This is a genomic window from Brucella sp. LJL56, assembly GCF_054871705.1.
The window spans coordinates 1,627,115-1,644,731 of record NZ_JBTXLQ010000001.1; the positions used below are offsets into that span (position 1 = coordinate 1,627,115).

A 17,617-nucleotide genomic window follows, 5' to 3' on the forward strand; every position below is an offset into this window, starting at 1 on the left:
CTCCGCTTGAATATTTGATTGTTAGTTTAGAACGTTCCAAATGGCAATCCGATCAAAAATTGTGGCGAAAGTGTGATTTTAGTGTGCTTCAGCTCGAAATGAGCATTTCTGAAGAAAATATGCGCTGAGAACTGGCTTGAATTGTGGCGAAGAGAAGGCAAATAGCCCTTTCCATATCTGCTCTTGACAGTATTGGAACGTTCCAATTAAATCAGCAATCGAAACCGGAGCAGGTCATGAGCAAGAGCAGCGTTACCGTTATCGACATCGCACGCGAGGCTGGCGTGTCGAAATCGACTGTCTCGCTGGTGCTGCGTGACAGTCCGCTGGTTCATGCTGAAACGCGCGCCAAGGTGCAGGCGGCAATCGAGAAACTCGGTTATGTCTATAACCGTTCGGCGGCCAATCTCCGTCAGGCCAAGTCGAAGATCATCGGCCTTGTGGTCAATGATCTGACCAACAGTTTCTTTGCGGAGCTGGCCGTCGGTGTTGATCGCGTCATGCAATCGGCAGGCTATGTGCAGTTTCTCGCCAATACGGCGGAAAGCATTGATCGCCAGCGCGAGGTGATTGCCTCGATGCGTGAACATGGCATTGCCGGGCTGATCGTTTCGCCTGCGCGCGGCACTGAGGCCGGTGATTTGAAACCGCTCGCCAAAAGCGGCCTGCCGGTTGTGCAGATGGTGCGCGATGTGCCGGGGTCTGGTGTTTCATCGATTGTTTCTGATAATCGCGGCGGGGTTGCCAAGGCGGTGGAGCATCTGGTTAGCCTGGGTCATAAATGCATAGCATTTATGGGTGGTTACGCGGATACGGCGGTGTTCCTGGAGCGCGTTGCTGGCTATCGTACGGGACTTGAGCAGGCGGGTTTTGCATTTGACGATGCGCTGGTTTTTCCCGCTCCTCCGTCTCGTGCGGGCGGTGTTGAGGCGGTTGAGCAGATGCTGCGCCATGGCATGAAACCGACGGCGGCGGTGTGCTTCAATGATGCGGTGGCTTTCGGCGTCTGCGATGGTTTGCGCGCCGCAAATCTGGAACCGGGCCGGGATTTCGGGGTGGTTGGTTTTGACGATGTGATCGAAGCCAAGACCGCTGTTCCGGCACTGACGACTGTGGCTGTTGATCCGCAAGGTTTGGGGGAGCGTGCGGCGCAGCTTTTGCTGAAACAGATCAATTCGGAACGAGTGGAGGCGGAGGCGCAGCGTTTGGCGGTGCGTCTTGCGGTGCGGGCAAGTTGTGGCGCGCCGTTCCGGACAAAAGAGGAGAAATTCGAATGGCAAAATGGGGCCTTATAGGCGCAAGCACCATTGCAAAAGAATGGGTGATCGGAGCCATTCGCGCCACGGGTGGCGAAGTCGTTTCCGTCTACAGCACCAATGCTGAGCGTGGCGAGGCCTATGCCCGCGAAAACGGTATTTCCCGTTCAGTGACAAGCCTTGAAGCGCTACTGGCCGATCCGGAAATCGACGCTGTTTATATCTCCACCACCAATGAACTGCACCGCGATCAGGCGATTGCCGCCGCAAAAGCTCGCAAACATATCCTCTGCGAAAAGCCGCTGGCTCTGACGATTGGCGACGCGCATCAGATGCTGAAAGCCGTGCGTGAAGCGGGCGTTGTGGCGGGTACGAATCATCACTTGCGCAATGCTGCCAGCCACCGCGCCATGCGTGATGCGATCGCTCGAGGCAAGATCGGCAAGGTGCTTGCCGCGCGGGTTTTTCACGCGGTTTATCTGCCGCCGCATTTGCAAGGCTGGCGCATTGAACGCCCTGATGCGGGCGGCGGGGTCATCCTCGATATTACCGTGCATGATGCTGATACGCTGCGTTTCGTGCTGGGGGAAAATCCGGTCGCAGCAGTAGCTTTCAGCCAGCAAGGGGGCCTAGAGGGTAAGACGAGCGGTGAAGGGTTGGAGGACGGCGTGATGGGCGTTCTGCGCTTCTCCTCCGGCGCGATTGCCCAGTTCCATGATGCTTTCACGACCAAATATGCGGAAACCGGCTTTGAAGTGCATGGCAGCGAAGGCTCGCTCATTGCACGCAATGTCATGACGCAGAAGCCGGTCGGTTCGGTGCTGTTGCGTGACAAGGATGGCGAGCACGAATTGCCGCTCGACCAGAAGAATCTCTACGAAACCGCCTTGCAGGCTTTCCATAATGCCATTGGGGGTAAAGGCCAGCCGTCGGCGACACTGGAGGACGGCATCTGGTCGCTGGCGACCGGGATCGCCGTCGCTGAAGCCGCCAAGACCGGTAAGGCAATTGCCGTTCATTCAGGACTTTGAGAATTATGAGCAAACATATTTCATTTGCGGAAGCGGCAGCACTTATACCCGACAATGCTGTCGTTTCGGTTTCTTCATCCAGCGGTCTCGGCTGTCCGGATATGATGCTGAAAGCCATTGGCGAGCGGTTTGATGAAACCGGTCATCCGAAGAATATCACCACGCTGCATCCGATTGCGGCTGGCGATATGAGCGGCATCAAGGGTGTCGATTACATTGCCAAGAAGGGGCTTCTCAAGAAGATCATCGGCGGTTCTTATCCGTCAGGACCATCGGGTGCCGAGCCGCCACTGATCTGGCAGATGATCACCAATAACGAGATTCCGGCCTATAATATCCCGTCGGGCATTTTGTTCGACATGCATCGTGAGGCGGCGGCCAAACGCCCCGGCGTGCTGACCAAGGTGGGTCTTGATACCTTCGTTGATCCCAAGCGTCAGGGATCGGCAATGAACGACAAGGCGCGCGAAGAGCCGGTCGTCAAACTGGTCAGTTTTGAAGGTGAGGATTGGCTTTATTTCCCCAATATCATGCCGCAGGTGACCATCATCCGCGCCACGACGGCGGATGAACGCGGCAATCTCACCTATGAACATGAAGGTGCCTATCTCGGCGGGCTGGATCAGGCGCTGGCTGCGCGCAACAATGGCGGTATCGTCATTGCGCAGGTGAAGCGCATTGCCAAGGAAGGCACGCTGAAACCGCATGATGTGCGCGTGCCCGGCGTTCTGGTCGATTATATCGTGGTCGATCCTGACCAGAAACAGACGACGCAGACACTTTATGATCCGGCCATTTCCGGCGAGATTTTCCGCCCGCTCGATACGTTCCGCTTGGCCGAATTCAATATCCAGAAAGCGATTGCGCGCCGCGTCGCACAGGAGTTGCAAGCGGGAAGTGCGGTCAATCTTGGCTTCGGAATTTCCGCCAATGTGCCGCGCATTCTGCTGGAAGAGGGCCTGCACGGAGCTGTGACATGGGTGATTGAGCAGGGTGCCGTTGGCGGTGTGCCGCTTCTGGATTTTGCATTTGGCTGTGCATCGAATGCCGATGCCTATATGCCGTCGCCTTATCAGTTCACTTATTTTCAGGGGGCGGGCTTCGACGCCTCGCTTCTGTCCTTCCTTGAGATCGGACGCGACGGCTCGGTCAATGTGTCGAAGCTGTCATTCCGTCCGCATGTGACTGCTGGTGCCGGTGGCTTTGTCGATATTACCGCAAGGGCCAAGAAGATCGTCTTCTCCGGCATGTTCAATGCAGGGGCGAAATTGTCGGTCGCTGATGGCAAGCTGGTGATTGAGAAGGAAGGTAAGCTCAAGAAGCTCGTTAATGAGGTTGAGCATGTTACTTTCTCCGGTCCGCGCGGTGTCGAGCAGGGGCAGGATATTACCTATGTCACCGAACGCGCGGTTTTGAAGCTCACGCCGAAAGGCATTGTGCTCACCGAGATTGCGCCGGGTGTGGATTTGCAGACACATATTCTGGACCAAGCCGAGTTTCCGCTGATTGTTTCGGATAAGCTTAAACTCATGGATGAAGCTCTGTTCCGTGACGAGCCGATCGGGCTTGAATTGCCGCAAAAGCCTGCGCGAAAGCTGGAGGCGTAAATGGCTCAACGGATAGACATCTCGATTGAGAACCACATCGCGGTCATGATCATCAAGCGGCCCGAAAAGCTGAATGCATTCGATATCGAGCTTTTGCAGGAACTGTCTATCGCCTGTGATCGGGTGGAAGCGGACTGCAGCGTCCGGGTTGCGATCCTCACCGGCGAGGGCAAGGCTTTTTCCGCAGGCGGCGACATCAAGGCATGGGGCGGCATGGAACCGGCGGAGTTCGGTCATGCATGGGTGCGCTATGGTCATCGCGTGTTCGAGCGGTTGGCAACTTTGCGTGTGCCACTGATCGCAGCGATGAATGGTCATGCTTTGGGTGGTGGTCTGGAACTGGCAGGTGCCGCCGATATCCGCATTGTTGAACGACAGGCAAAAATCGGCCTGCCGGAAACATCGCTTGGCATGATCCCGGGCTGGTCCGGCACGCAGCGTCTTGTGCGCCGTTTTGGTGCGCAGATTGTACGCCGCATGGTGCTGGGCGGTGAAATGTTCACAGCGGACGAAGCGCTGTCGCATGGGCTGGTCGATCATGTAGTCGATACGGGTGAAGCTTTGCAGGCAGCGCAGGACTATGCGGCACGGGTGGCCAAGCGCGGACCGGCTGCGCTCGAAATTTCCAAACTGATGCTTTCCGTCGCCAATGGCGAGGACAATGGAACGGCAGTCGAGGCGCTGGGTTCCATTCTGGTCGCCAAGACCGGCGATCTGACAGAAGGCGTGCGCTCGTTTACCGAAAAGCGCGAAGCAAATTTTAAGGGAGAATGGTAATGAGCGTCGTCGTAAAACCGCAGCCGCTGACCGGGCTGGAAGTCCGCGAATTCTCCATGCTCATTGATGGCAAATGGGTGGGCAGCCAAAGCGGCCAGACAATCGAGCGTGTAGCGCCCGGCCATGGCGTCACGGTCAGCCGCTATCCGGCGGGCAACAAGGCCGATGTGGAACGCGCAGTTTCAGCCGCCCGCAAGGCTTTCGATGATGGGCGCTGGTCGTCTAAAACGGCATCGCAGCGTTCGCTGGTTCTGCTGAAAGCCGCTGATCTGATCGAGGCGCGGGCTGAAGAGCTTGCCTATCTCGACGCTATTGAAGCCGGCAAACCAATTTCCCAGGTGCGCGGCGAGATTGCCGGTTCCGTCGATATCTGGCGCTACGCGGCAGCGCTCGCACGTGACCTGCATGGCGAAAGCTACAACACGCTGGGCGACGGTACTCTGGGTGTCGTGCTGCGCGAGGCGATTGGCGTCGTTTCAATCATTACGCCGTGGAATTTCCCGTTTCTGATCGTAGGTCAAAAGCTGCCATTTGCGCTTGCCGCGGGTTGTACGGCGGTGGTGAAGCCTTCGGAACTCACATCGGGTTCGACATTGTTACTCGGCGAAATTCTGGCCGAAGCAGGGCTACCGGATGGTGTCGTCAATATCATCACCGGAACCGGCGCAGACGTTGGCCAGCATATGAGTACGCATCCGGACGTCGACATGGTGTCGTTTACCGGCTCCACAGGTGTGGGCAAGCTGACCATGGCCAATGCGGCGCAAACGCTCAAGAAAGTATCGCTGGAGCTTGGCGGCAAGAATCCGCAAATCCTGTTCCCGGATGCGGATATGGATGCCTTTATCGACGCAGCCGTTTTTGGCGCATGGTTCAATGCGGGTGAGTGCTGCAATGCCGGTTCGCGTCTGATCGTGCATCGCTCGATTGTTGACGAGATTGTCGGTCGGGTCGCTGATCTGTCGAAGAAAGTGATCGTCGGCGATCCGCTGGATGTCAGCACGCAGGTGGGTGCGATCATCACGCCGCAGCATTTGAGCAAGGTCGGCACCTATGTCGATCAGGCCAAAAAGGCGGGTGCTGCAATTGCCCATGGCGGCGATGTTCTGGATCTCGGCCTTGGCCAATATATGGGACCGACCATCATTGCAGGCGTGAAAGCCGACATGGCCGTGGCGCGCGAAGAAGTGTTCGGGCCGGTTCTATCGGTGCTGTCTTTTGATACAGTGGACGAGGCGATCTCGATTGCCAATGCGGTCGATTACGGGCTTTCGGCAGGCGTGTGGAGCCGCGATTTCGATACTTGCATGAACATTGGCCGCAAGGTGCGGGCTGGCACAGTCTGGATGAACACCTTCATGGATGGCACGCCGGAACTGCCTTTTGGCGGTTATCGCCAGTCGGGCCTTGGCCGCGAGCTGGGCCGTCATGCGGTGGAGGATTATACCGAAACCAAGACGCTCAACATGCATATCGGCGCGCGCACCGGCTGGTGGATGCCGCAAGCAAAATAAGGAGTGACGGCTTTGGGAGGACAGCCGGATATCGTCATCATCGGATCGGGCATCGGCGGCGCGACAATGGCCGCCGGTCTTGCCGCATCAGGTGCGGACATTCTTATTCTCGAGGCAGGGGAGCATTTGCCGGACAGGCCGGAAAACCGCGATCCGCGCGCCATTTTCCAGCGTGGTTTCTTTCGCCCGAAAGAGTTCTGGTATGAACCGGATGGCACGCCCTTCAATCCCGGCAATTATTACAATGTCGGCGGCAATTCCAAATTCTATGGCGCAGTGCTGGTGCGCTATAGGCGTGAGGATTTTGAGGAGCTTGCGCATCTCGAAGGTGTGTCTCCAGCATGGCCCTTTGACTATGACGAGCTTGAGCCCTGGTATTGCAAGGCGGAAGAGCTTTTTCAGGTACGCGGTGAGTTGGGTGATGACCCGACTGAGCCATATCATTCAAAGCCCTATTCTCATGCGCCGGTCGTTGATGAACGTCCGATTGCCGATGTGCGTGCACGGCTGAAGAAGGCGGGGCTGCATCCAGCTTCCTTGCCATTGGGTGTTGATATTGAGCGCTGGCTTGCAAAGGCCACAACGCCGTGGGACGCGCATCCCAACAGCAATGATGGCAAGATGGATGCGGAAACCTGTCCGCTTGCGGAGGCGCTTGAATATCCGAATGTCCGGCTGGAAACCTCGGCGCGGGTGATGCGACTGGAAACCGGGCCGGATGGGAAAACAATCACGGCAGTTCATTATGTGAAGAATGGTGAGGCGCTGGTCCTGCGTCCGAAGCTGGTCGCTTTATCCGCAGGTGCCGTGCAGTCGGCAGCGCTTCTGTTGCGTTCAAGACTGGCGAACCGTTCGGATCAGGTCGGTCGCAATTTCATGAACCATAATTCCAGCGCCGTGATCGCCTTCGATCCGCGCTATCGCAATGACAGCGTTTATCAGAAGACGTTTGGTTTCAACGATTACTATTTGTCGGACAGGGCCGGCGGGCCGCCGCTTGGCAATGTGCAATTGCTGGGGCGGGTGTCGGGTGCGATCCTCAAATCCAACATGCCTCGCGTGCCGGAATGGCTTTTAAACCGCATTGCCGGGCATACGATTGACTTTTACGCGATGAGCGAAGATTTGCCATCGCCGGAAAGTCGCGTGAGCGTGGATGGTGATCGCATCGTTCTGCATTGGGTGCGTTCCAACTGGAAGGCGCATCTGATGCTGGTGGAAAAACTTAAATCCGCGCTGCGTGCGGCGGGATTTCCAGTCGTGCTGTCGCGGGCCTTTGACCGGCGCACCCCGTCGCATCAATGCGGCACTGTGCGCATCGGTAACGACCCGACAACAGCGCCGCTTGATCCATATTGCCGTGCTTATGACCACCCCAATCTCCATGTGGTCGATGCGTCGTTCCTGCCGACTTCGGCTGCGGTCAACCCGGCGCTGACCATTGCCGCCCAAGCACTGCGCGTGGCGGACTATTTGAACCGGGAGGTGCTGGCATGAACCGTCAAAGACCTGTGGCAGTGGTAACCGGCGGGCGGCGAGGGATCGGGCTTGGCATTGCCCGCACGCTGGCCGCCAAGGGGTTCGATCTGGCGATTACCGACCGCGAGCCTGACGATGCCGTCATCCATGAATTGCGCGGACTTGGTGGAAGAGTGGCTTTCTTCGAAAGCGATCTGGCCGCCATTGGAATGCATGAGGCAACGGTCGCCGCAGTACTGAAAGAATTGGGCGGTATCGATTGCCTGGTCAACAATGCGGGCATGGGTTCGGTCGAGCGCGGCGATTTCCTTGGCCTGAAGCCGGAAAATTTCGACACGATCATGGATGTGAACCTGCGCGGCACGGTGTTTTTCACGCAGGCCGTGGTGAAGGCCATGCTGGCTGTTCACGAGGTACGTTTCCCACGCAGCATTGTGACGATCAGCTCGGTTTCGTCAGTGATGACATCGCCCGAAAGGCTTGATTACTGCATCAGCAAGGCAGGGCTGACAGCCTTCGTGCAGGGGCTTGCGCTGCGTCTGGCCGAAGCACGGATCGGTGTGTTTGAGGTGCGCCCCGGTATCATTCGCACCGATATGACGGCAAAAGTTGCTGAGCGTTACGATACGCTGATTGAAGCCGGTCTGGTGCCGATGAAACGCTGGGGCGAGGCCGGTGATGTTGGCGCGATTGTCGCCGGGCTTGCCTGTGGCGATTTCATCTTTGCGACCGGCTCGGCGATCAATGCCGATGGGGGCCTGTCGATTGCAAAATTATAAGGGTAGGGCGATGGATTACGATTATATCATCGTGGGTGGCGGTCCTGCCGGTTGTGTTCTCGCCAATCGTCTGAGCGAAGATGCATCGATAAAAGTGCTGTTGCTGGAAGCTGGTGGCAGCGACTGGAACCCGCTCTTTCACATGCCTGCCGGTTTTGCCAGGATGACCAAGGGTGTAGCGAGCTGGGGTTGGGAAACCGTTCCGCAAAAGCACCTGAAAAACCGGGTGCTTCGATATACGCAGGCGAAAGTTATCGGTGGCGGCTCCAGCATCAATGCGCAGATTTATACGCGCGGCAATGCAGCCGATTATGATCTCTGGGCTGGCGAAGACGGCTGTACAGGCTGGGACTATCGCCATGTGCTGCCCTATTTCAAACGCGCCGAAGACAATCAGCGTTTCAACGATGACTTTCATTCCTATGGCGGGCCGCTTGGCGTTTCCATGCCTTCCGCGCCGTTGCCGATATGCGATGCCTATATTCGTGCCGGGCAGGAACTTGGGCTTCCGTATAATCCGGATTTCAACGGTCGCGAACAGGCAGGCGTCGGCTTTTATCAGCTCACCCAACGCAATCGCCGCCGTTCGTCGGCATCCCTTGCCTATCTGTCCACGATCAGGGATCGCAAGAACCTTACCGTGCGGATGAATGCGCCGGTGCGCACTATCGAGCTGGAAAAGACCCGCGTAACGGGCGTTACGCTGATGAGCGGTGAGGTTCTGCGCGCATCGCAGGAGGTGATTGTTTCATCGGGCGCGATTGGCTCACCAAAACTGCTGTTGCAATCAGGCATTGGACCCGCTGATCATCTTAAAAAACTTGGCGTAAGTGTAAAACATGATCTGTCGGGCGTGGGTGAGAACCTGCAGGATCATCTCGACCTGTTTGTCATTGCCGAATGCACGGGCGATCATACCTATGATGGCGTGGCAAAGCTGCATCGGACGCTTGGAGCGGGCTTGCAATATCTGTTGTTGGGTTCCGGCCCGGTGGCGTCCAGCCTCTTCGAAACCGGCGGCTTCTGGTATGCGGATCCGGATGCCCGCTCGCCGGACATTCAGTTCCATCTGGGGCTTGGTTCGGGCATTGAGGCGGGCGTCGAGAAGCTTAAAAATGCTGGCGTGACGCTCAATTCTGCTTATCTGCATCCGCGCTCGCGTGGAACCGTGCGGCTGACGTCCAATGATCCGGCTGCTGCTCCGCTGATCGATCCGAATTACTGGAGCGATCCGCATGATCGCAAGATGTCGCTTGAAGGTCTGAAGATCGCGCGCGAAATCCTGAGCCAGGATGCATTGAAACCTTTTGTCATGGCCGAGCGTCTGCCGGGGCCAAAAGTCGTCAGTGATGATGATCTGTTCGATTATACCTGTGCCAACGCCAAGACCGATCATCATCCGGTTGGCACCTGCAAGATGGGAACCGATGCGATGGCCGTTGTCGATCTCGATCTGAAAGTGCGCGGTCTGGAAGGGCTGCGGGTGTGCGACAGTTCGATCATGCCGCGCGTTCCGTCCTGCAACACCAATGCGCCGACCATCATGATCGGCGAAAAGGGTGCGGATATTATTCGCGGCCTCGATCCGCTACCGCCAGTTCTGTTTTCATGGGAGAAGAACGAACATAAGCAGCGGGCGAGGATTTAGAGCATGTCTCCCGAAAGTGGGAACCGGTTTCGGGAGACATGCGTAAAAATAAAAAAGTTAGAGCGGTTCAACGCTCCCGTTCTAACCGGAACCGCTCTAGTCCTCGTCAACAACGGGCTCAAAACGCAGATAGCCCGCAATGCCGGAACCTTTGTAGTTCGGATTATCGGACGGGTGGTTCACGCCGTCATTCACCTCGATGACTGCAAAATCGAATGGTGATACGCCCTCCAGACAAGCCGCATTCACGCCGAACTGGCGTGGATTGGAACGGCGCTGGTGAAAGGTGTAAATCCCGCATTTCGAGCAGAAATAATGTTTGGCGACGCCGGTATTGAACTGGTAGAGCGTCAGCGCATCTTTCCCTTCAAGCACGTCCAGCCCGTCCAGTTCTGCGGACACAGCGACAGCCCCGCGCATCCGGCAATAGGAGCAGGTGCAGCGCCTTGCTGTGTGCAGGCCATTGGATAGTTTGACGCGAAAACGCACGGTCCCGCAGTGACACGCGCCATTGGCTTCCTTGATGTCAGGATTCATTTTCTCTCCTCGCATTTATACGGAAGCTATTTTGTTTTTTGCCGGTTTACCATCGCTGAAAACCGATTAAATTCGTGGCCGAAAATACTTCCGGGAGGGATTTGGCATGGGTGAATTTGCAGTCGTCACAGGTGGAAGCACAGGCATCGGAAGGCATCTTGTTTCTGCTTTTGCCGATGCGGGTTACACAGTGGCCTTCAGCTACAAGCACGATGAGGAAGCTGCACAATCGCTCGTGGAAGCCATTGAGGAGGCGGGCGGTCAGGCGCTAGGGCTTGGCTGCGATGTGGGGCGGCGTGTCGAGGTCGAAGCCTTCTTCGATGAGGTCTGCGACTGGTTCGGTGACGCACCCGATGTACTGGTCAACAATGCAGGCATCCAGACCTGGGCACCCTTGCTGGAACTTTCCGAGGATGGTTGGGACGATGTCATCCGCACCAATCTGAAAGGTTGTTTCCTCAATACGCAGGCCGCCGCGAAGCGCATGGTGGAGGCAGACAAGGGCGGCGCCATCGTCAATATCGGATCAGGCTGCAACAAGCTCGCCTTTCCGAAACTGGTTTCCTACACGGCGTCGAAGGGCGGCATAGAGCAGTTCACCAAAGTGTCTGCGGTGGAGCTTGGGCCTCACGCCATCCGCGTCAATTGCGTGGCTCCCGGTGCGATTTACAATGAGCGCACCGCACAGGAACAGCCGGATTATGCAGAAACATGGGGTCGGATTACGCCACTGCGACGGGTCGGAACGGTGGAAGATCTTTCCGGTCCAGTGCTGTTTCTGGCATCCGATGCAGCACGATTTGTTTCGGGCCAGACGATCTGGGTCGATGGTGGCCTGTTTTCACAGGCCAACTGGCCTTATGAAGGGTAACGGATTGCCAGTATTCTGTAATTTTCGCACCAATTGGACGTTCCTCAATCATATCTACCATCTGCTTTATTGATGGGCAGAAATGCTAGCATTTTAGCTCGCACAATTACTTAATACTCAATTAATACTACCAATGAATTGCGCTTTTCGTATCCTTTGTGTTGGTTACGGTTTACTGGCCTTCATTGGAACGAAAACAATATGGGAGTAATACAATGCATATTGACCTTAAAGATAAAGTATCAATAGACGCTCTGACGAAAGGGCTTTCTATCACGCAAACAGACCAGAGTGCACGGATAGCCACTCCACTCTAGGGTATAATGATAAAAATGGTTCGGGCAACAAGCCTGTATGAAAATTTATTTACAGGGGCGATTATTATCGCCCCTTTCGTTTTTAATGGGAGAGGATATGTTGATGAATGCCGTTCAATCTCAGGCCCCAATTTTTTCGATCAGTGTCGAGTATGCCCGCGATTTTGCCTGCAAGAATTTACGGATCGATGACGCTCCCCTCTCGCTAGCCCATACGCGAGACAAATTGGTAATGGGCAGGTTGACCGAACAAGCTTCCCTCTTGTTTGCCGATCTAATTCCCGAAATCCGGCATCAGCTTGATCATCCATTGGTCGGGATCGTTGCTATTGACGTACCGCAAGTGTCTGAAGATGCCACCGTTGATGCAATCGTAGGTTCCTTGATTGCAGTCTCACTTACACAAGCAATTATGCCGAACTTACCCGATCGTGAGAACAAAACGCCGTTTTCAATTTTTAGTGCGTTAAGAGATAATAGTAAGAAGCTAGATCGCGTAGGTATATGTGGCCTCTCTCCTACTGATGTTCTTGACTTTCATTCTGATGGGTCGATTGTCGATGGCAAACTGTCAGTTCCAGACTACATTTCCATTTTTAACGTGTTTATCAATTACCACAATAGAGGCAACTTTTATTGGGTTCCGACGAGCAAAATTTCGAGTTTTTCTCATATCGTCGAAAAGGTAGGATTGTCGCAGGAATACTGTTTCAGTCTCACTCCCGCTGTTTATGATAACGGCCAATCTGATGTTAAGGTTGTAGATAGGCGCGCAAGGGCGGCAATTTTTACCCGCGCTCTAGACGGTTCAACTACAACTTTTATGAATGGTACTTTTGAAGGTCGGGCTGGTACTAGCGTCGATCAAGCAGAAGACGTCACCGCTGAAATCAAGACAGCTATTTCGACCAATCCGGTCCGTTATTCAATTCCGCAGGAAAGCCGGAGGCTTATCCTTCTCAATAATGTGAACGGGTTTCATGCTCGCGATATTTTTGAAAACCCTATGGAAGAATATCCCGTTACCCGAACATATCTGCGAAGCGCTTCCATTGCTGGTAAAGTTGTTGGTCAGATAGTTGAGGACTGATTTTGCTTCAAAGAGTTTTTAAGTATTTTGAACAGTTAGTTGATTTTCACCATCACGGTCTGCGGGCGCATCAGTCGCGTACTGCGCTCGCACTTTTCTTTGTTCTCATAAAACCGTTTCGGTGGCTGATTGTGGCATCTGCGCTGTCTGGTGCTGCTCTTACGGCGATTGACCTGCTTAGAATGTGGGCTGTGGCGTATATCGTTGATATGGTCGCGCATTCGCCCGAGCTCAATTTAACTTCTGCAACGATCACCTTTTTTGGCTCGTTGATTGTCGCTTATGCGGTAGCTGATCCTGCACTCTGGCTCGTCAATTACATGCTTCGAATGCAGGCGCTTCGATCACAGACAAAATCATCTGCCCTTTGGCAGTCGCACAAGGCTGCTTCTCAACATGGTATGGAATATTTCCATTCGCACCACGCCGGCCAGATTTCCGGGCGTATAGGGCAACTCTCGAATGCAGTGCAATCGGGTATAGAAATTCTAGCTGGTCGTTTCCCACTCGGCTTTGTGCGTTTCGCAGGTTCTGCCGTTCTTATTTCTTATCTTGCTCCTCTATTTGTCGTTCCAGTGTTGATTTGGATTTTACTAAATGGATTGTTAGCGATCTATCTTGTGCCAAAGTTCAATGCTCAAGCTGAAAAAATTTCCGAGACGTCCAGCATCGTAAACGGCGCTGTCACAGAATATTTTTCAAATATTCGTGCGATAAAGACCTTATTTGCTTATGATACAGAGAACAGTTTTGTTCTTTCAAGAATTGATAAGCAACACAAAACAAACCTCGATATTAACCATTTAACAACGATTGCCGGGCTGTTCATTCGTGTGCTGAACACAGGTCTGGTTGCCTGCATCCTCGCATTGGGCTTATACGGATTAGCCCACGGAATGATATCGCCCGGTGAATTTGTTGCAGGAATTACCTTAGCTGGGGGTATGGCTGCGGATGCTGGTTGGTTTGTGGGGGTATGGGAAGGGCTAACACAGACATTCGGCACTATCAGAGATGCGCGTTCAACTGTCACGGCAAAGCCAACTGTTAAAGACGGCAGCGAGCGCCTAAAGGCATCCAATCCACCACACATTTCATTGCATAACGTCAGTTTCTCTTATGGAATAAAACAAACTTTGAGGAATATCTCGTTTGAGATAGAGGCTGGGCAGAAGGTTGGTATCGTTGGGCCCTCTGGAGCAGGTAAATCTACGCTTATCGATCTAATGCTGAGACTATACGATGTTGATGCAGGACAGATTGCGCTTGATGGGCAGGATATTCGCTCTGTGAAGATTTCCGAGCTACGAGGCGTCTTTTCAGTCGTTGCGCAAAGCGACGCGCTGTTTCATCGGTCGATAAAAGAAAATATCGCGTTTGGCGCGGAAATCTCCAACAATGCAGCGATAAAGCGTGCAGCCGAGTTAGCAGATGCATCTTCGTTTATTGAAGAGCTAGCCCCGGACGGGAAGGGCTTTGACGTAGTCGTTGGAGAGAGGGGAGCGAGGCTTTCGGGTGGTCAACAACAACGCATTTTACTCGCACGCACCTTCCTACAAAATCGGCCCGTTCTTATTCTTGACGAAGCCACCTCCGCTCTCGATACCAATAGTGAAAGCTTGATTAAGAATGCAATTGCGTCGCTTGACGCAGATACAACTGTTATCGCAGTTGCGCATCGCCTTTCTACCGTCAGAGACTTTGATAAAATCATCGTTCTAGACAATGGTGCTGTCGTGGCAATGGGACCACACGAAGATCTTATTCAATCCTGTGAGCTTTATCGAGAGTTGTGGATTAAGCAGGCTGGCCTGACGACGATGTAGAATACGCTGTAGCGAGACCAGAGACCGTAGGAAACGCGACGGATTGGGGTAAGCCGGAAGACACCAAAATCAGGGACTTGTATCTGATCTCTACCACTAAAGCTTTTCAACGAACTAAGGAAATTGAATGGTGATCCCGACTGGATTCGAACCAGTGGCCTACAGATTAGGAATCTGTCGCTCTATCCTACTGAGCTACGGGACCAACCGATGAGCATCCGCCGCTGATTCCAGCATATCGAATACTTTTCGAGACATAATGGTTTTCATAGCTGTCGCCAACCCCGCAAAAGCGGGGCAGGCGGATTTCTTCAAGCATCAGGCAGCAAGTGCTGTTTCCGCTACCGCCACGAAATAGCTGACGCCATAAGGAATGGCATCGTCGTTGAAGTCATAGGCCGGGTGGTGAAGGCCGGGCGTGTCGCCATTGCCGAGGAAGATATAGGCGCCGGGGCGCGCTTCCAGCATGTAGGAAAAATCTTCCGCCGCCATCATCGGCTCGACGCTCTCGTCCACCTTGCCTTCGCCCGCCACGGCGCTGGCGACACGGGCGGCAAACTCCGTCTGTGCATCGTGATTGTAGGTGACCGGATAATTGTTCTTGTAGCGAACGGTGATTTCCGCGCCGGTGACTGCTGCAATACCAGCAGCGGCTTCGCGGATACGGCGTTCGGCGAAGGCGCGGGTTTCTTTCTTCAGCGTGCGGACGGTGCCCGACAGCGTCGCCTTTTCCGGGATCACATTATAAGCCTCGCCGGCAATGAACTTCGTCACCGAGATCACAAGTGAATCGAGCGGATCGGTATTGCGCGAAACAATCCCTTGCAGGGCAATCATCAACTGCGAACCCGCCAGGATTGGATCGATGGTGCGGTGCGGCTGCGCCGCATGGCCGCCGCGCCCGGTAATGAAAAGGTCGAACTCATCGGTCGCGGCCATGATCGGGCCTTTTCGCATCGCGAACTGCCCGACCGGCAGGCCCGGCATGTTGTGGACACCATAGACTTCCGAAATATTGAAGCGGTCCATCACGCCGTCCTCGACCATGGCGAGGCCCCCGGCACCGCCTTCTTCGGCAGGCTGGAACAGAAGCGCGACCGAGCCGCGGAAATTGCGGGTCTCTGCGAGATATTGCGCTGCGCCTAAAAGCATGGAGGTATGGCCGTCATGGCCGCAGGAATGTGCCTTGCCGGGATTCTGCGAGGCCCATTCGACACCGCTGGTTTCAGTGATCGGCAGGGCGTCCATGTCGGCGCGCAGGCCGATTGCCGGGCCATCGCCATGACGGCCCTTGATGATGCCGACGACGCCGGTGCGTCCGACGCCTGTTTCCACAAGATCACAACCGAAGGATTTCAGCTTGTCTTCGACAAATTTTGCAGTTTCGTGCACGTCGTAGAGAAGTTCGGGATTCTGGTGCAGTTTTCGCCGCCATGCGGCAATTTCCGCTTGCGTTTCAACGGCACGATTCAACACTGGCATTTTCGGATGGCTCCCCGGATTGGGCATGATTTGAAGAAAACAGGATATGACGTTTCGATGAAAGCGGGCAATCCCTGTTTGCCTTTTCATCGCCACATGGCATAGATAAAGAAAACGTTAATCCTTCACTAGAGCGGTTCCAGTTGACACGGAGTCATTGGAACGGCTCTATCTTTATGTTTTTACGCATTATCCGACGCAAAACCGCTTCGCACTTTTGCCGGAAATGCTCCAGAGCGCAATTCGAACCCGCAGAAGTTGCAGGCTATTTCGATTGGAACTACGGAATGATGTCGAAATCATTGAAAATCTGGTTTGTAGCTGCTGGCCTGTCCGCTACCGCGCTGGCGTCTGCTGCGGCTAATCCCTCGATTGCAGTGGATGTCGCAACCGGCAAGGTCTACCAGCAGCAGGAAGCTTTTCAGCGCTGGTATCCGGCTTCCCTGACCAAGATGATGACGGCCTATGTGGCATTCCGTGCGCTTCAGTCGGGCCAGATGACGCTGGATTCTCCGGTGCGCATGACGGTCAACGCCGCCAAGGAACCGCCGAGCAAGATGGGCTACAAGCCGGGATCGGTCATGACGCTCGATACCGCGTTGAAGATCATGCTGGTGAAGTCGGCCAATGACGTTGCCGTTGCCGTTGCCGAAGCCGTGGGCGGAACGGAATCCGGTTTCGTGCAGCGCATGAATGAGGAAGCGCAGCGTATCGGCATGGTCGGCTCGCATTTTGCCAATCCGAACGGCCTGCACAACCCCAACAACTACACGACGGCGCGCGACCTCGCGGTTCTGGCCGTGCAGCTTCGCCGCGAATTTCCGCAATATGCGCATTATTTCGCGACAGAGGCGATCGATCCGGGTGCAGGCAAGAAGGTTCAGGCCAATTACAACATCCTGCTTGGCCGCTATGATGGTGCAGACGGTATGAAGACCGGTTTCGTCTGTGCATCCGGCTTCAACCTTGCAAGTTCGGCGACGCGCAATGGCCGAACTGTGCTGGCAATCATTCTCGGTGCCGACCGGCAGGAGGCGCGTGCAGTTCAGGCTGCACAGCTCATGACCGATGCTTTCCGCGCAAGTGCCGGTGGTGGCGCGACGCTGGCGACCTTGCGTCCGGCGGCTGGCGGTAATCTCAATCAGGCCGTCGACATGCGCAAGGCGATCTGCAGCCAGCAGGCCATGGCCGATCGCTGGGACGGACGCGATGTCGAAGGCAAGCTGAAAATCAATTCGCCCTATATCCATGCTATGGATCGCGACCCGGTTCCGGTTCGCGTCGGTCTGGTTTCCGAGCCGGGTCCGACGACCCGTCCGAGCCAACTCGACATTTCGCAGATTCCAGTGCCGATGCCGCGCCCGCAGCGGGCAGCAGGCGTGAAGACAACGGCCATCAACTGA

General features: G+C 55.0%; 14 protein-coding genes and 1 tRNA gene. 12 read left to right on the forward strand and 3 right to left on the reverse strand.

What is annotated here, in order from left to right; translation table 11 throughout:
• Positions 1-236 precede the first annotated feature (236 nt).
• The 8 genes from ACYSN1_RS07820 to ACYSN1_RS07855 are packed head-to-tail and all read left to right on the forward strand — an operon-like array spanning position 237 to position 10,091.
• Positions 237-1,295, forward strand: coding sequence for a LacI family DNA-binding transcriptional regulator (locus ACYSN1_RS07820; RefSeq protein ID WP_461725105.1), 1,059 nt, complete (start codon positions 237-239; stop codon positions 1,293-1,295).
• The gene (locus ACYSN1_RS07825; RefSeq protein ID WP_461725106.1) at positions 1,274-2,287 is read left to right on the forward strand and encodes a Gfo/Idh/MocA family protein; all 1,014 of its coding nucleotides are present in this window, start codon (positions 1,274-1,276) and stop codon (positions 2,285-2,287) included. The genes ACYSN1_RS07820 and ACYSN1_RS07825 overlap by 22 nt, the downstream gene beginning before the upstream one ends.
• A 5-nt stretch (positions 2,288-2,292) precedes the next feature.
• Positions 2,293-3,894: an acyl CoA:acetate/3-ketoacid CoA transferase gene (locus ACYSN1_RS07830; protein ID WP_461725107.1), complete on the forward strand. Its 1,602-nt coding sequence runs from the start codon at positions 2,293-2,295 to the stop codon at positions 3,892-3,894.
• Positions 3,895-4,671, forward strand: a complete 777-nt coding sequence (locus tag ACYSN1_RS07835) for an enoyl-CoA hydratase/isomerase family protein (protein WP_461725108.1) — start codon at positions 3,895-3,897, stop codon at positions 4,669-4,671.
• Positions 4,665-6,185, forward strand: a complete 1,521-nt coding sequence (locus tag ACYSN1_RS07840) for an aldehyde dehydrogenase family protein (protein WP_461725109.1) — start codon at positions 4,665-4,667, stop codon at positions 6,183-6,185. The genes ACYSN1_RS07835 and ACYSN1_RS07840 overlap by 7 nt, the downstream gene beginning before the upstream one ends.
• A gap of 12 nt (positions 6,186-6,197) precedes the next feature.
• Positions 6,198-7,682, forward strand: a complete 1,485-nt coding sequence (locus tag ACYSN1_RS07845; protein WP_461725301.1) for a GMC oxidoreductase — start codon at positions 6,198-6,200, stop codon at positions 7,680-7,682.
• Positions 7,679-8,443, forward strand: a complete 765-nt coding sequence (locus ACYSN1_RS07850; RefSeq protein WP_461725110.1) for a 3-ketoacyl-ACP reductase — start codon at positions 7,679-7,681, stop codon at positions 8,441-8,443. Before ACYSN1_RS07845 ends, ACYSN1_RS07850 begins: the two co-directional genes overlap by 4 nt.
• Before the next feature lie 10 nt (positions 8,444-8,453).
• Positions 8,454-10,091: a GMC family oxidoreductase gene (locus tag ACYSN1_RS07855; RefSeq protein ID WP_461725111.1), complete on the forward strand. Its 1,638-nt coding sequence runs from the start codon at positions 8,454-8,456 to the stop codon at positions 10,089-10,091.
• Positions 10,092-10,187: 96 nt separating this feature from the next.
• On the opposite strand, the gene ACYSN1_RS07860 is transcribed toward ACYSN1_RS07855, so the two are convergent.
• A complete protein-coding gene (locus ACYSN1_RS07860) occupies positions 10,188-10,628 on the reverse strand; it encodes a GFA family protein (protein ID WP_461725112.1) in 441 nt (146 codons plus the stop codon).
• Positions 10,629-10,734: 106 nt separating this feature from the next.
• On the opposite strand from ACYSN1_RS07860, the gene ACYSN1_RS07865 reads away from it, so the two are divergent.
• The 3 genes from ACYSN1_RS07865 (at position 10,735) to ACYSN1_RS07875 (ending at position 14,732) form a co-directional block, all read left to right on the forward strand.
• Positions 10,735-11,499 (forward strand): SDR family NAD(P)-dependent oxidoreductase, encoded by a 765-nt coding sequence (locus ACYSN1_RS07865; protein WP_461725113.1) that lies wholly within the window; start codon positions 10,735-10,737, stop codon positions 11,497-11,499.
• A gap of 414 nt (positions 11,500-11,913) precedes the next feature.
• A complete protein-coding gene (locus tag ACYSN1_RS07870; RefSeq protein ID WP_461725114.1) occupies positions 11,914-12,906 on the forward strand; it encodes a hypothetical protein in 993 nt (330 codons plus the stop codon).
• A gap of 2 nt (positions 12,907-12,908) precedes the next feature.
• Positions 12,909-14,732, forward strand: a complete 1,824-nt coding sequence (locus ACYSN1_RS07875) for an ABC transporter ATP-binding protein (RefSeq protein WP_461725115.1) — start codon at positions 12,909-12,911, stop codon at positions 14,730-14,732.
• A 128-nt stretch (positions 14,733-14,860) separates the two neighbouring features.
• Here the strand turns inward: ACYSN1_RS07875 and ACYSN1_RS07880 are convergent.
• Together ACYSN1_RS07880 and ACYSN1_RS07885 are read right to left on the reverse strand one after the other, a co-directional pair.
• Positions 14,861-14,937: transfer RNA gene (locus tag ACYSN1_RS07880), tRNA-Arg, on the reverse strand.
• A gap of 113 nt (positions 14,938-15,050) precedes the next feature.
• Positions 15,051-16,214, reverse strand: coding sequence for a M20 aminoacylase family protein (locus ACYSN1_RS07885; protein WP_461725116.1), 1,164 nt, complete (start codon positions 16,212-16,214; stop codon positions 15,051-15,053).
• A gap of 287 nt (positions 16,215-16,501) precedes the next feature.
• Between ACYSN1_RS07885 and ACYSN1_RS07890 the strand changes: the two genes are divergently transcribed.
• On the forward strand, positions 16,502-17,617 hold the full coding sequence (locus tag ACYSN1_RS07890; protein WP_461725117.1) for a D-alanyl-D-alanine carboxypeptidase family protein: 1,116 nt from the start codon (positions 16,502-16,504) through the stop codon (positions 17,615-17,617).